The 13,782-nt window shown below is 60.2% G+C and carries 13 protein-coding genes; 3 read left to right on the top strand and 10 right to left on the bottom strand.

The features are described 5' to 3' along the window. Positions 1-88: 88 nt before the first annotated feature. Entirely contained in the window at positions 89-1,123 is a 1,035-nt protein-coding gene (locus KHU33_RS13735; RefSeq protein ID WP_211463798.1) for a Fe(3+) ABC transporter substrate-binding protein, read from the top strand. Positions 1,124-1,314: 191 nt separating this feature from the next. Here KHU33_RS13735 and KHU33_RS13730 read toward each other — a convergent pair whose 3' ends face one another. Beyond that, positions 1,315-2,382 (bottom strand): ABC transporter ATP-binding protein, encoded by a 1,068-nt coding sequence (locus tag KHU33_RS13730; RefSeq protein ID WP_211463797.1) that lies wholly within the window; start codon positions 2,380-2,382, stop codon positions 1,315-1,317. A 138-nt stretch (positions 2,383-2,520) separates the two neighbouring features. Between KHU33_RS13730 and KHU33_RS13725 the strand changes: the two genes are divergently transcribed. Together KHU33_RS13725 and KHU33_RS13720 are read left to right on the top strand one after the other, a co-directional pair. Then, positions 2,521-4,149 (top strand): ABC transporter permease, encoded by a 1,629-nt coding sequence (locus KHU33_RS13725; protein ID WP_211463796.1) that lies wholly within the window; start codon positions 2,521-2,523, stop codon positions 4,147-4,149. Between the two features lie 55 nt (positions 4,150-4,204). Continuing rightward, positions 4,205-5,719, top strand: coding sequence for a B12-binding domain-containing radical SAM protein (locus KHU33_RS13720; protein WP_211463795.1), 1,515 nt, complete (start codon positions 4,205-4,207; stop codon positions 5,717-5,719). Here the strand turns inward: KHU33_RS13720 and KHU33_RS13715 are convergent. The 9 genes from KHU33_RS13715 to KHU33_RS13675 form a co-directional block, all read right to left on the bottom strand. Continuing rightward, on the bottom strand, positions 5,708-5,953 hold the full coding sequence (locus KHU33_RS13715) for a DUF3717 domain-containing protein (RefSeq protein ID WP_211463794.1): 246 nt from the start codon (positions 5,951-5,953) through the stop codon (positions 5,708-5,710). The two genes, KHU33_RS13720 and KHU33_RS13715, sit on opposite strands and share 12 nt — an antisense overlap. Positions 5,954-6,006: 53 nt before the next feature. Next, positions 6,007-6,399 carry a D-ribose pyranase gene (gene rbsD, locus KHU33_RS13710; protein WP_211463792.1) on the bottom strand — a complete coding sequence of 131 codons (393 nt, stop codon included), beginning with the start codon at positions 6,397-6,399 and terminating at the stop codon, positions 6,007-6,009. Position 6,400: 1 nt separating this feature from the next. Further along, complete coding sequence (rbsK, locus tag KHU33_RS13705) at positions 6,401-7,315, bottom strand: ribokinase (RefSeq protein ID WP_211463789.1); 915 nt, start codon at positions 7,313-7,315, stop codon at positions 6,401-6,403. Positions 7,316-7,355: 40 nt separating this feature from the next. Continuing rightward, positions 7,356-8,363, bottom strand: coding sequence for a LacI family DNA-binding transcriptional regulator (locus KHU33_RS13700; RefSeq protein ID WP_211463787.1), 1,008 nt, complete (start codon positions 8,361-8,363; stop codon positions 7,356-7,358). 25 nt (positions 8,364-8,388) lie between these two features. After that, complete coding sequence (locus KHU33_RS13695; RefSeq protein WP_211463785.1) at positions 8,389-9,366, bottom strand: ABC transporter permease; 978 nt, start codon at positions 9,364-9,366, stop codon at positions 8,389-8,391. A 32-nt stretch (positions 9,367-9,398) separates the two neighbouring features. Then, the gene (locus KHU33_RS13690) at positions 9,399-11,003 is read right to left on the bottom strand and encodes a sugar ABC transporter ATP-binding protein (RefSeq protein ID WP_211463783.1); all 1,605 of its coding nucleotides are present in this window, start codon (positions 11,001-11,003) and stop codon (positions 9,399-9,401) included. Positions 11,004-11,125: 122 nt separating this feature from the next. Further along, positions 11,126-12,082, bottom strand: a complete 957-nt coding sequence (locus tag KHU33_RS13685) for a sugar ABC transporter substrate-binding protein (RefSeq protein WP_211463781.1) — start codon at positions 12,080-12,082, stop codon at positions 11,126-11,128. A gap of 264 nt (positions 12,083-12,346) precedes the next feature. After that, positions 12,347-13,525, bottom strand: coding sequence for a pyridoxal phosphate-dependent aminotransferase (locus KHU33_RS13680; protein WP_211463778.1), 1,179 nt, complete (start codon positions 13,523-13,525; stop codon positions 12,347-12,349). Positions 13,526-13,682: 157 nt separating this feature from the next. Beyond that, the coding region (locus tag KHU33_RS13675; protein ID WP_211463850.1) for an IS3 family transposase at positions 13,683-13,782 on the bottom strand (100 nt) is incomplete at its 5' end.

Below are 13,782 nucleotides of genomic sequence, written 5' to 3'. Positions count from 1 at the left end.
CATTTGTGATATAGTGACACATCCTTAAATGTAACCATTTGTTACTGGCAACAAATCTTCATTCCCCCTCATCAAAACAGGAGTTTTCATGCTTTTGCGCTCTCTCATCGCCAGCGCCGTTCTGGCTGCCAGTACCGCCTCTGCCATCGCTCAGGAGCAAGTGCTGAACCTGTATTCCGCACGCCACTATCAAACCGACGAAGCGCTGTATGGCAATTTCACCAAGACTACCGGCATCAAGATCAACCGCGTCGACGGCGACGACGCCGGCACCATCGCGCGCCTGAAAAGCGAAGGCGCGGCCAGTCCGGCCGATGTGATCTTGCTGGTGGATGCCGCGCGTCTGTGGCGTGCAGAGAATGACGGCTTGTTCCAGCCGGTGAAATCGGCCATCCTCGATCAGCGCATCCCGGCCAATCTGCGCGGCAAGGACGACGGCAAGGGATCGCAATGGTTCGGCTTTTCGACCCGCGCCCGCGTCATCGTCTACAACAAGCAAAACGTCCAGCCGCAAGACGTCGACACCTACGAAGCGCTGGCCGACCCGAAGAACAAGGGCAAGCTGTGCACCCGCTCCGGTTCGCATCCTTACAACGTCTCGCTGTTCGGCTCCTTGCTGGAACATCACGGCGAAGCCAAGACGGAAGCGCTGCTCAAGGGCTATGTCGCCAACCAGGCACGTTCGCCGGTGGGTGGCGATACCGACCAGATCAAGGCCGTCGCCTCGGGCGAATGCGGCGTGGCGATTTCAAATTCCTACTACGTTGCGCGGCTGATGAAATCGACCAAGCCGGAAGATATCGAGGTGATGAAAAAAGTCGGGGTGATCTGGCCTAACCAGAAGACTACCGGCGCCCATGTCAACATCGCCGGCGCCGGTGTCGCCAAGCATGCGCCGCATCGCGAAGCGGCAGTCAAGTTCCTGGAATACCTGTCCAGCGACGACGCCCAGCGCTATTTTGCCGAAGGCAATAACGAATCGCCGGCAGTCAAGGGCGTGAAGAGCGGCAATCCGGCACTGGATGCACTCGGCCCTTATAAAGCGGAGGTGATCGATGTCTCGGCAGTTGGCCGCAATCAGCAAAAGGTGCAGCAATTGCTGGATCGCGCCGGTTATAAATAAAGCACTGAGGTCGAAACATTAAAAAGGCTGGCGCACGATGCGTCAGCCTTTCTCATATCCGCGAGCGGCCTATTTTTTCCTGATCATGTAAATCGCCAGCCCCACCAGCAGCACCACGCCAAATTCCAGGCCGACCACAATATATTTCGCCATGATGATTATTTTTCCGAAAAGTCATGCAATTGAAAAATTTACAAAGGGAAGGTCACTACGTGACTCACATCCAGCTTAATGCCTATCCATTCGTCGACGGCATGATCGTGATGGGACGGCACCAAGGCCAGCAACTCCTGGCCGCACGCCAGTTGCAGCGTGTATAAGAATTCTGCGCCACGGAAAGATTTGCGCTTTATCCGTGCCTTGAACGGAGAGGCATCATCATGCACAATATCGTCGGCGCGCAACAATACGTCAAACGGCTCGCGCCCATGCACCTGGATTTTCTGCAAGGCAGCGGCGCTGACATCCTGCAAATCGCCCAACACCGTCGACACCGCCAGCCGCCCCTCGCTGTCGATCAGGCGGCCCGGCAGCAACACGCCGTGGCCGATGAAATCGGCGACAAAGCGGGTCGCCGGGCGATGATACAAATCGTAGGGCGCCGCCCATTGCTGCAGATGGCCATGCTGCATCACGCCGACCACATCGCCGATGGCGAAGGCTTCCAGTTGATCGTGGGTCACCATCAGCGCCGTGATGCCAGCCTGTTTCAGAATCTGCCGCACGTCGTGCGCCAGACGCTCGCGCAACTCGATGTCCAGGCTGGAAAACGGCTCGTCCAGCAGCAACAGGCGCGGCTCCGGCGCCAAGGCCCGCGCCAGCGCCACTCGTTGTTGCTGGCCGCCCGACAATTGATGCGGATATTTTTCCTGCGCGCCTTCCAATCCCACCAGCGCCAGCATTTCCGCGACCCGCCGCCTTCGTTGCTGGCGCGAGGCATGGTGCAAGCCGAAGCCGATATTCGCGGCAATGCTGAGATGCGGGAACAAGGCAAAATCCTGGAACACCATGCCGATGCGGCGCTGCTCGGCGGCAATCCTGGTTTGCGGCCCGTCCAGCAGCCGCTGATCCAACGCAATTTGTCCGCTCTGTGCCTGCTCCAGGCCGGCGATCACGCGCAGCAAGCTGGTCTTGCCGCTGCCAGAGGGGCCGATCAGCACGCCCAGATGGCCGGCCGCCAGCTGCAACGACACGGCTTGCACCGCCGGCGCCGGCGCGCCTGGATAACTGACACTGACTTGATCGAGAGTGAGAAACATGGGAAGCAGGTAGGTGAAGCTGGTTACAATTCGTGCCGGCTCGGGATACAGCCGTCTTTGCCGCTCAATGCCAAAGGCGGAATGCCCTAGTTTACCGCACTCCAATTTAAATCCCGCAATTCCCCTATTTGCAAGCACATGCCACTGATCGCTTTAATCGCACTGTTGATCGCTCTTCCCATACTCGGCATCGCCGGCGCCTGGCTGCAACTGGACGCGCAGGCGCTCGATCTGTTGTCGCAACAGATGCAAACGGTGTTGCCAGCCTACCTCGCCACATCCGCCTGGCTGGCGCTGGCGGTAACTGTCGGCGTGGTGATTGTCGGCGCCGCCACGGCGGTCACGGTCAGCCTGTTCGAGTTCCGCGGCCGCCGTTTTTTCCAATGGGCGCTGCTGCTGCCGATGGCGATGCCGGCCTATGTCTCGGCCTATGCCTATACCGATTTTCTGCAATACAGCGGCTTGCTCCAAAGCGGTTTGCGCCAGCTCATCCCGGGCCTGCGCTTGCCGGAAATACGCAGCCTGCCCGGCGCGATTTTCCTCTTCATTTTCACGCTCTATCCCTACACCTACCTGCTGGCGCGCAATGCCCTGAACGAACGCGGCCTGCATCTGATGGAGGCAGCGCGATTGCTCGGTACGCCCCTGGCTGCGCGCATCCGCCGCGTGGCGTTGCCGCTGGCGCGGCCGGCGCTGATGGCCGGCGCCGCGCTGGCATTGATGGAAACGCTGGCCGACTATGGCGTCGGCGCTTATTTTGGTCTGAGCACTTTCACCACCGGCATCTACAAAGCTTGGCTGGCGATGGACAACCAGATGGCAGCAGCGCAACTGGCGTCGGTCTTGCTGGCCATCGTTGCGCTGTTGCTGTGGGTTGAGCGCAAGGGCCAGCAGCGCCTGCGCTTTTCCAGCGTGCGCGGGCAACGCAGCGACGCGCCGGAGACCCGGCTGACACCTTTGCTTGGCGGCCAGCGGCTGATTGCGTGGCTGATCTGCGGCCTCCCGATCGTGCTTGGTTTTGTCTTGCCGGTATTGATCCTGCTACGGCTGATGTGGCGCGAAATCCTGCATCAGGAAAGCGATCCCTATCTGCACAGCGGCGTCGATCTGCTGCGCTACGCCGGCTGGGCCTGGAACAGTTTCCGTTTCGGCGCCATCGCTGCGGTACTGGCGGTAATAGTGGCGCTAGCGCTCAGCTATGTGCAACGGGCGCGCAATCTGCCTGTTTGCAAGCTATGGCTGTTGCGGCTGGTTACCCGCATGGCGGCCATGGGTTATGCCGTACCCGGCTCGGTGATTGCGGTCGGCATCCTGCTGCCGCTGGCATGGTTGCAAGTCGTCGCGCCACAGAACCAGGCCGGGATTCTGGTGACCGCCACCTCCCTGGGCATCTTGTACGCCTACCTGGTACGTTTCAGCGCGGTTGCCGTGCAATCGATAGAAGCCGGCTACGCCCGCATCCCCAGCACGCTGGATGAAGCGGCACGCACCCTCGGCAGCAACGGCTGGCGTATCGCCCGCGTCCTGCACGCGCCGCTGTTGTGGCGCTCGATGGCGACCGCGTTCCTGATGGTGTTCGTGGATGTGGTCAAGGAGTTGCCCGCCACCCTGCTCCTGCGACCCTTCAATACCGATACGCTGGCAGTGATTGCGCACAACCTGGCGCGCGACGAGCGGCTCGGCGAAGCGGCGTTGCCGGCACTGACCATCGTCGCGGTGGGACTGATCCCGGTATTGTTGGTGACAAAGGCGCTCAGCAGGCGCTGAAGCGTAAAATGGCGCATTCTGCAGTTTCTGCCGCCAATCTTTCCGTTAGCCAACTATGACCATTCTGCTGTCCACGCTCAACGCGCGCTATTCCCATGCCTCGCTCGGGCTGCGCTATTTGCAGGCAAACATGGGCGATCTGCGCGAGCTCACGCAATTGCATGAATTCGTCATCGGCGCCAAGACCACCGACATCGTCGAGAAACTGCTGGCGCACAAAGCCGCCACCGGCACCACCATCGTCGGCTTCGGCGTGTACATCTGGAATATCGAGGAAACCACCAAGGTGGTGGCGATGCTGAAGCGGGTGGCGCCTGACATCGTGATCGTATTGGGCGGGCCGGAAGTGTCCTACGAATCGGCCGAGCAACAGATCGTCCAGCTCGCCGATTACCTGGTGACGGGCTGGGGCGATGTTACCTTGCCGCAGTTATGCCGGCAGATCCTGTACGGCCCGCAGCCGTTGATGAAAGTCCATGCCGGAGTGCAGCCGCCAATGGCTGATATTGTCTTGCCGTATAGCTTGTACAGCGACCACGACATCGCCCATCGCACCTTGTATGTGGAGGCTTCGCGCGGCTGTCCGTTCAAATGTGAATTTTGCTTGTCGGCGCTGGACAAGACGGCATGGCCTTTTGCGCTGGACAATTTCCTGGCCGAGATGGAGTCGCTGCATGCGCGCGGCGCGCGGCTGTTCAAATTCGTCGACCGCACTTTCAATCTGAACGTCAAGACCAGCCTCAAGATCTTGCAATTCTTTCTCGACAAGCTGGCGGCCGATCCCGACGACCCGGTGTTTGCCCACTTTGAGCTGGTGCCGGATCATCTGCCGGATGCCTTGAAGGATGCAATCTCGCAATTTCCGCCCGGCGCGCTGCAATTCGAAATCGGCATCCAGAGTTTTAACCCGGAAGTGCAGGCCTTGGTCAGCCGCAAGCAAAACAATGAAAAGGCGGCGGAAAACATTCGCTGGCTGATCCAGCAATCGCAGGCGCATCTGCACGTCGACCTGATTGCCGGCCTGCCGGGCGAAGACGTCGCCAGCTTCGCCCGCGGTTTCGATCGCCTGGTGGAGTTGCAGCCGCATGAAATCCAGTTCGGGATTCTCAAGCGCTTGCGCGGCACGCCCATCATCCGCCATACCGAACCCTACGGCTTGATCTTCGATCCGCATCCGCCCTATACCATCCTGGCGACCGATCTGATCGACTTCCAGACCATGCAACGCCTGCAACGATTTTCCCGCTACTGGGATCTGGTCGCCAATTCAGGCCGCTTCGCGCACACGCTGCCAATCCTGCTGGGCGACTCGCCGTTCGCGAATTTCATGGCGTTTTCCGATTGGCTGTACGGCAAGACCGATGCGACCCATCGGATTGCGCTGGATAGGCTGGCGGGTCTGGTCGGGCAGTGGTTGCGATTACAGGGGATGGGTGAAAGTGCGGTTAACGCCGTGCTCAGCACGGACTATGCGGGCAAGCCAGCCAGGCCGACGGACTTGCCGCAGCTCCCGCTCAAGGCTGACGGCCTGGTTGCGCCCAAACGTCAGGCGCGGCACTTAGCCCATTGATTTGGCGGCGGTGCTGAGATCCAGCATATGCTGGCGCCAGGCGCCGATCAGCTGTTGCGCAACGCTGTCCATGGTGGCCAGCGCGACGCTGCTGCTGTGATTGATGATCATCAAGGCATACACGTTGGCCAGCGCATTGACCTCAGGCGACAATGCGCATTCTTCCCCTACCGCAGGCCGTTGCAGACGCCAGTAATTGATGGCTTGTTCCAGTTCGGGCAATGAGATATTCATGGCTTTATTGTACCTGCCATAAGCGGCTTGTCAGGCATCTGGCTGGAATATTGTCAAAAAACTACGCCGGCAACCAGGATGATGTTGGCATACGGCGTGAATTCGCCGGTGCGGATAACGGCTTTGGCGCTTTGGGTCATGCGCTTGAAATCGGCATGCGACAAAGTGCGCTTGTCGGCTAGGCCGAGAGTGTCGATCTGCTGCGCCAATTGCGGGCTGTGCAGCGGCAGCTCGTCGGCCAGCACATGGTGTTCGACCTGCATTTCCGTCAATACCGTTTGCAGGGTCGCCATGAAACCGGGTACGCCGCGCGTCAGCGCCAGGTCGATCAGCGGCACGCCGGGCGGCACCGGCAAACCGGCGTCGCCGATCACAATGCTTTCGCCGTGACCGAGCGAGGCAATCAATTGCGACAGGGCGATATTCAGCAATGGGCTCTTTTTCATCTCAAGCCTCCAGTTCGTGACGATAAGGAATCGAGGTCTGTGCGCCGATGCGCGCCACGCTCAAGGCTGCTGCGCGTTGACCGAAGGCGATGGCGTCGGCTTCGCTGCGGCCTTCGGCCAGGGCGGCGACAAAACCGCCGATGAAGGTATCGCCGGCGGCGGTGGTATCGACCGCCTTGGCCGGTTGCGCAGCGAAATGAACGGAGCCGGACGACAGCGCGGCATACACGCCCTTCTCGCCCAACGTGACCAGCACATTGGCGCTGCCGGCTGCACGCAATTTTGCGGCTGCGGCTTCGATCGCGGCGTCGTTATCGAGACTGGCAGCGTTCAAACCGGCCAGCATGGCCGCTTCGATTTCATTCGGAATCAGATATTCCACTTGCGCCAGCAAGGCGGCAGGCAAGGCTTGCGCCGGCGCCGGATTCAGCACCACGATCTTGCCCAGTTGATGCGCCAGCTTGATCGCATGGCTGACGGTGGCCAGCGGCGTCTCCAGCTGCAAGACGACGATACGCGCCTGTTCGATCAGGCTGCGGGCAGCGTCGATATGGGCCGGACTCAGCGCGTCATTGGCGCCGGCCGCCAGCACGATGCTGTTCTGGCCGTTGGCGTCGACCAGGATCGAGGCTACGCCTGACGCTTCCCCTTGTATGGTGCTGACATGGCTATCGTCGATGCCATCGCGGCGCAAGGCAGCGCGCAGTTCTGCACCAAACGCATCGTCGCCGAGACAGGCGACCATCGCCACTTTCACGCTGTCGGCGCTGAGGCGCGCGCAAGCGACGGCCTGATTGGCGCCCTTGCCGCCGGAGATGGTCTGGAAGCGGCCGCCGGACAAGGTTTCGCCGGGATGCGGCATGCGCGGCACGCGTAGCACCAGATCCATATTGATACTGCCGATGATGACGATCATGTGTGTTTTTAAAAGTAAGGGTTACTAGAATTTATTGTACTCACGGCCCAACGGTCGAGCCTCGGATATGCAATTCGGGGGCAATCGAAATCCGCTGCAAGGGCCGATCCGGCGTCGCAATCCGTTGCAGCAGGCACTCGGCGGTGAGCTGTCCGAGCTTGCGCGTATTCTGGGCGACGCTGGTCAAGGTCGGATGGACGAATTGCGCCAGGTCGATATCATCGAAACCTACCACCGCCAGCGCCTCGGGCACCGCGATGCCGCGCTCTGCCGCGGCACGCAGCGCGCCGATCGCCATCAGATCGTTACAGCAGAAAATCGCATCCGGCGCTTGCGAAGGCAGGGATGCAAAGCGCGCCAGCAGGCTACGGGCCGCCAGATAGCCGCCGGCGCTGGTGAAATCGGCATAGGCCAGCAAGCTGTCAGGCAACGCAACGCCGGCGGCCTGCAAAGTCTGGCGCAAGCCGCCGATCCGCTCGCGCGAAATCGCAATGTCTTGCGGGCCGCCGATGCAGGCAATGCGACGCCGGCCCAAGCTCAGCAGATGCTCGGCCGCCAGCACGCCGCCGGCGACGTTGTCGACCGCCACCAGATCGATCGCCATGTCTTTCGGCGCACGGTCCAGCAGCACGGTCGGCACTTTCATCTTGCGCAACAGTTCGCCATCGGTCTGCGCCAATGTGGCCACGATCAGGCCATCGCAGCGTTTGGTCAGCAGCACGTTGAGATAATCGCGTTGCTTGGCCGGATCGTCATCCGAGTTGCACAAGATGACGCTGTAACCGGCGGCATAACAACTGTCCTCAATGCCCCGTGCCACTTCCGAAAAATACGGATTGGTGTTGTTCGGAATGATCAGGCCGATACTGCCGGTGGTCTTGCTTTTCAAGGAGCGCGCCAGCGCGCTCGGCACATAGGCCAGCGATTCCACCGCCGCCAGCACCCGCGCCCGGGCGTCGTCGCTGACCGGGCGGGTCTGGTTGAGGACGTGCGAAACCGTGGTGTACGAAACCCCGGCGGTGCGCGCTACATCCTTGATGGTTGCCATATTATTTACTCAAGCCTGATGCAGATTAGTGCGTTGAACGTTCGCCGCGGCGGCGATAGGTATCCAGCACCACCGCTGCCACAATCACCAGTCCGGTGATGATGCGTTTCATCGGTTCGCTGACGCCGACTTGCGCCAGGCCTGCTTCCAGCACCGAGATAATCAGCACGCCGATGAAAGTGCTGATCACCGAACCGCGCCCGCCCATCAGGCTGGTGCCGCCGATCACCACCGCCGCGATTACTTGCAGCTCCATGCCGACGCCGCCGTTAGGATCTGCCGCTTCCAGCCGCGATACCTGGAACAACGCACCGACACCCGCCAGCAAACCCATCAAGGCAAACACCAGCACCTTGCTGGGACGCGGATTGATACCGGCCAGGCGCACCGCCTCTTCATTGGTGCCGATGCCGATCCAATGGCGTCCCAGCACGGTCTTGGTCAATACCAGATGGCCGACGATGACGACCACAATGGCCGACAGGAAAGCCGGCGACATGCCAAGCAGGATCGGCGAGCTGATGCCGTCCACCGCGCTGCCGATATATTCAGTGCGCGAATTGGTGACCTGGTAAGCCAGGCCGCGCGCCATTTCCAGCACGCCCAGCGAGACGATGAAGGAAGGAATCCGCCAGCCGACTGAAATCGAACCGGTCAGCATGCCGCACAAGCTGGCCACCAGCACGCCCAGCGCGGCGGCGCCAAACAAGGGCCAGCCCCAGCGCACCATCGCCATCGACAGCACCGAGGCTGCCAGCGCCATCACCGAACCGACCGAGAGGTCGATGCCGCCGATGATCAGCACAAAGGTCATGCCGACCGCCATCACCACCAGCGTCGGAATATCGTTGGACAAGGTTGTGAAAGTGGCTGAGGTCAGGAAATTTTCGCTTAAGAAAGAGAACAGCACGCACATGGCAAGCAGCGCGCCGATCAGGCCCAGGTAATTCTTCAGGCCGGACATGCTTTGGGTAAAACCTCGGGTAAAAAAGAGAGTTGTCATGATTTTCGATTATGTTGATTTCAGCGCGGACTTCAGGCGGCTTGCGCGGTTGATGTATCTGCCGGGGCGTTATTGCCGGCGCCGTTGCCGTTCACGTAGCCGCTGAACGCAGCGGCCAGAATCGTCTCCTGGCTCCACTCACCGCGCTCGAAGGTGTCGACCAGCTTGCCGGCGCTCATCACGGCGATGCGGTCGCAAATCAGCATCAGTTCGCGCAGGTCGCTGGACACGATCAGCAGGCCCTTGCCTTGCCGCGAAAGTTCGGCCAGCAGTTTATAGATATCGAACTTGGCGCCGATATCGATGCCGCGGGTCGGCTCGTCGAACAGCATGATCGGGCAATCGCGGTACAGCCAGCGCGCGATAACCACCTTCTGCTGATTGCCGCCAGACAGTTCGCCAGCCGCCTGCATGCCGTTGCGCGAGCGGATCCGCAAGCGCTTGATGTAGTCCGCGGCGACCTCGGCTTCGGCCTGCTTATCGAGTATCCCGAACTTGCTGACAGCCGGCAGTTTAGCCAACGTGGTGTTAAGGCCAATCGATTGCGGCAACAGCAATCCCTGGCTCTTGCGGTCTTCGGTGATCATGGCGATGCCGGCGGCGATGGCGTCTTTCGGCGAGGAGATTTTGGCGGCCTGGGTCTGATCGCCGATGAATACTTCGCCGTGATCGGCGCGATCCGCACCGAAAATCAGCCGTAGCAATTCGGTGCGGCCTGAGCCGATCAACCCGGCGACGCCGAGAATTTCACCGGCGCGCAAATCGAATGAGGTCGGTGCAACCACTGCGCCACGTCCGAGATCGCGCACCCGCAGCAGGGGCGCGCCGATGCTGCGATGGCCGAGATCGAGTTCAGCTTCCGCCGCACGACCAACCATCAATTGCACCAGCGCCTCAGTGTTGTAGCCGTCGATAGCGTCGTCACATACCAGCTGTCCATCGCGCAATACGGCGATGCGGTCGGCCACGCGCTTCAGCTCTTCCAGCCGATGCGAAATATAAATGATGGCGACGCCTTCCGATTGCAGCCGCGCAATCTGCGTGAACAGCAACTCGACCTCGCGGCTGGTCAGCATGGCCGTAGGTTCGTCCAGCACCAGCAAACGGCAGCTGCCGATCAGGTTGCGCGCAATTTCCACCATTTGCTGATGGCCCACGCCCAGTTCGCCGACCGGCGTCCACGGATCGAGATCGGTCAGGCCTACCGCCGCCATCTGGACCCGAGTCGCCTGCGCCAGCGCGGCCTTGTCGATCCAGCCGAAGCGATGCGGCAGCTGGTTGAAATACAGGTTTTCGGCAATGCTCAAGGTTGGAATCAGATTCAATTCCTGCATCACCATGCGGATACCCAGATGCTCGGCATCCTTGCGCGAACCCGGCTGATAGCTGTGGCCGTCGAGCAGCATGCTGCCGGTAGTTGCGTCCACCAGGCCGCAGACAATTTTCGACAGAGTGCTTTTACCGGCGCCGTTTTCACCGGTCAGGGCCAGGATCTGACCTGGGCTGATGCTGATCGAGACGTCGCTCAATACCGGTTCGACATAGGTCTTGCCAATTCCGGCCAAGCTTAAAAAGGGAACTGCGGCTGCAGCGGTACGCACCTCAGGCTGGTGCGCCGCGATGAATTCGTTGGACATTCTGTCTCCACCAATGGCAGGTGTAGTAGCGTGTTGACGATAAGCTCGTCGGGGACAGGGCTGAGCCGCCGCACGCTTGCTTCAACGGCTACGGCTGCCCAGCCCTGTCCCGCGTTGCTTGATTACTTGCTGTCTTTGGTCACCAGCGCGACCTTGGTTTCAACCGTGCCGCCGAGGGTGTTCTGGGGTTTTTTGTCGGTGATTGCCTTCAATACCGTCTCGATGCCGAACACTGCTTGTTGCGAAGCGAACTGGTCGGCTGTCGCCAGCACGCGGCCGTCTTTCAGCATAGGCTTGATGGCGTTGATGTTGTCGTAGCCAACCACCAGCACCTTGCCAGTCTTGCCTGCAGCCTTGACCGCGGCGACTGCGCCCAGCGCCATGTTGTCGTTACCTGCCAACAATGCCTTGATATCCGGATGCGCATTCAGCATGGCGGCGGCAATCTGGTTGCCCGGCGCCATTTCCCATTGACCCGATTGCACCCCGACGACCTTGGCGCCGGCTGCAGTCATTGCATCCTGGAAACCCAAGGTACGTTGCTGCGCATTGATGGTGGTGGAAACGCCTTCAATGATCCCGACCTTGTCGCCGCTCTTGATTTGCTTGGCCAGGTAGTCGCCGACCAGCTTGGCGCCCTTGCGGTTATCCGGGCCGACGAATGGCACTGTGATGCCTTTTTCCTTGAGGGCCGCGTCATCCAGCTTGTTGTCGATATTGACCACGATGATGCCGGCGTCAATGGCTTTTTTGATGACAGGCACCAGCGCCTTCGAGTCAGCCGGTGCGATCACCAGGCCGTTGACCTTGGAGACGATCATCTGTTCGACGATCTTGATCTGGTTCGAGGTGTCTTGTTCGTCCTTGATGCCGTTGGCAATCAGGTCATATTGCGCAGCGTGCGCCTTCTGGTGTTCCTTGGCGCCGTTTTCCATGGTCAGGAAAAATTCATTGGCCAGCGATTTCATTACCAGCGCAACCTTAGGTTTGGCGGCGGTCTGCGCCAGCGCTGGCAAAGAAGGCAGTGCACATACGAGAACGGTGGCAGCAATCAGCTTGAGGCGGGTACGGGTATTCATCGAAAGTCTCCTGAAAATTTTTATTAAGTTCGGCTATGAAGTTCGGCTATAAAACGCGTTGTTGAACGGCATAACCGTTCGGGTCGGCATGCCATCATTTGGAACGCGCAAACGTTTGCGCGTTTCGATGATAGCATCAGATCCGGCAAAAACTCAAGACCGTTGCGCTGCTTGCCGAAACCGCAATAGATTTTTCGAGGAAGTTGATAACAAGAGATTCTGGTCGCAATACCAACCGCCGATCAACCGCTGACCAATCGTTGATCAGACGGACAGGAAGCGCTCCAGCCGTTGCACGCCGTCTTCCAGGCGCTCCAGCGAACTGGCAAAACACCAGCGCACATAACCCTCCCCTTCCGGACCGAAGGCATTGCCGGGAGCCAGGCCCAGTCCGGCGTCGCGCACCAGTTGCTTGCACAGCGCCAGGCTATCGCTGACGCCATCAACGCGGAAGAACAGATACATAGCACCCTTCGGCCGCGGTGCGGTGATCCCCGGCATGGCATTCAAGCGCTGATACAGAAAATCGCGCGCAGCGCGATAACGCGCCACCGTGCTGCCGATGATTTCATCGCCACGCTCGATGGCAACCACGCCGGCCCGTTGCACAAACCCCGGCGCGCAGGACGTGTTGTATTCGATCAGTTTGCCGATGTCCGTCATCAGGGCCGGCGGCGCCACCAGCCAGCCCAGCCGCCAGCCGGTCATCAGCCAGGATTTGGAAAAACTGTTGGAGGAAATCAGCCTGTCGTCGGCATCAGCGATATCCAGAAAGGAAGGCGCGCATTGCAGTGCATCTGGCTGCTCGGTGTAGACCAGCCGTTCATACACATCGTCGGCGACAATCCAGATGCCGTGCCGGCGGCAGTGCGCCAGCACGATTTCCTGCTGCGCGCGCGGCATCACCCAGCCGGTCGGATTGTTGGGCGAATTCAACAGGACCGCGCGGGTGTCCGGCGTCAAGGCGTCCAGCAGTTGTTGCAGATCGAGTTCCCAGGTCTGGCCGAACTGCAAGGCCACCCGCACTACTTCGGCGCCGAGGATTTTCGGGATCTCGGCGACGTTCGGCCACAGCGGCGTCACCGCCACCACGCGATCGCCGGGGTTGATGATCAGTTGCGACAACACCATCAATGCCGATACGCCGGACGAGGTGACCGCTATCCGGCTGGCGTCGAGCGGCTGATGCAAGGCCGACAAATAAGTGGCAATCGCCGCCCGCAAAGGCGGGATGCCGTAGTTGTGGGTGTAGAAAGTATCGCCGTCATCCAGCCCGGCCTTGGCCGCTTCGCGAATGAAGCTTGGGGTCACCTGATCCGGTTCGCCGAACCAGAACGGCAATACATCGTCGCGGCCCATGCCGGCGTTGGCAACCTCGCGGATACGCGAGGCTTCCAGTTGACGAACCACGGCACGGGCGACGGCGGGATGATCCAGAGACATGGCAATATCCAGTGAGCAAAAGCGATAAGCAAGTGTAGCCGAAGCATGGCTGGCGGTGGCACGGCAAAATCACCGAGCCGGTGATCCAGGCTGTTTCCACGTCAAATAAAAAGCCGCTCAACTGAACTGCCCCCATAAAGTTGGACGGTTTGATTTGCTAGGCTGCTAAGGGCTGGGTTCTGTATTGCACAGGACTCAGCCCGTTTAGTTTCAATTTGATGCGGTCGTGATTATAGTAGTGAATGTACTTCTTCAAA

Origin of the sequence: Collimonas silvisoli, assembly GCF_018305005.1 — a bacterium.
Taxonomy (GTDB): domain Bacteria; phylum Pseudomonadota; class Gammaproteobacteria; order Burkholderiales; family Burkholderiaceae_D; genus Collimonas; species Collimonas silvisoli.
Note: the sequence above shows the minus strand (reverse complement) of the source record. Positions and strands in the feature narration are given on the sequence as shown.

Bases quoted from the DNA above. Each gene is read 5' to 3' on its own strand.
- rbsD (WP_211463792.1), bottom strand. From the start codon at position 6,399: ATGAAAAAGAGCCCATTGCTGAATATCGCCCTGTCGCAATTGATTGCC.
- rbsK (WP_211463789.1), bottom strand. From the start codon at position 7,315: ATGATCGTCATCATCGGCAGTATCAATATGGATCTGGTGCTACGCGTG.
- KHU33_RS13700 (WP_211463787.1), bottom strand. From the start codon at position 8,363: ATGGCAACCATCAAGGATGTAGCGCGCACCGCCGGGGTTTCGTACACC.
- KHU33_RS13680 (WP_211463778.1), bottom strand. From the start codon at position 13,525: ATGTCTCTGGATCATCCCGCCGTCGCCCGTGCCGTGGTTCGTCAACTG.
- KHU33_RS13735 (WP_211463798.1), top strand. From the start codon at position 89: ATGCTTTTGCGCTCTCTCATCGCCAGCGCCGTTCTGGCTGCCAGTACC.
- KHU33_RS13685 (WP_211463781.1), bottom strand. From the start codon at position 12,082: ATGAATACCCGTACCCGCCTCAAGCTGATTGCTGCCACCGTTCTCGTA.
- KHU33_RS13730 (WP_211463797.1), bottom strand. From the start codon at position 2,382: ATGTTTCTCACTCTCGATCAAGTCAGTGTCAGTTATCCAGGCGCGCCG.
- KHU33_RS13725 (WP_211463796.1), top strand. From the start codon at position 2,521: ATGCCACTGATCGCTTTAATCGCACTGTTGATCGCTCTTCCCATACTC.
- KHU33_RS13690 (WP_211463783.1), bottom strand. From the start codon at position 11,003: ATGTCCAACGAATTCATCGCGGCGCACCAGCCTGAGGTGCGTACCGCT.
- KHU33_RS13695 (WP_211463785.1), bottom strand. From the start codon at position 9,366: ATGACAACTCTCTTTTTTACCCGAGGTTTTACCCAAAGCATGTCCGGC.
- KHU33_RS13720 (WP_211463795.1), top strand. From the start codon at position 4,205: ATGACCATTCTGCTGTCCACGCTCAACGCGCGCTATTCCCATGCCTCG.
- KHU33_RS13715 (WP_211463794.1), bottom strand. From the start codon at position 5,953: ATGAATATCTCATTGCCCGAACTGGAACAAGCCATCAATTACTGGCGT.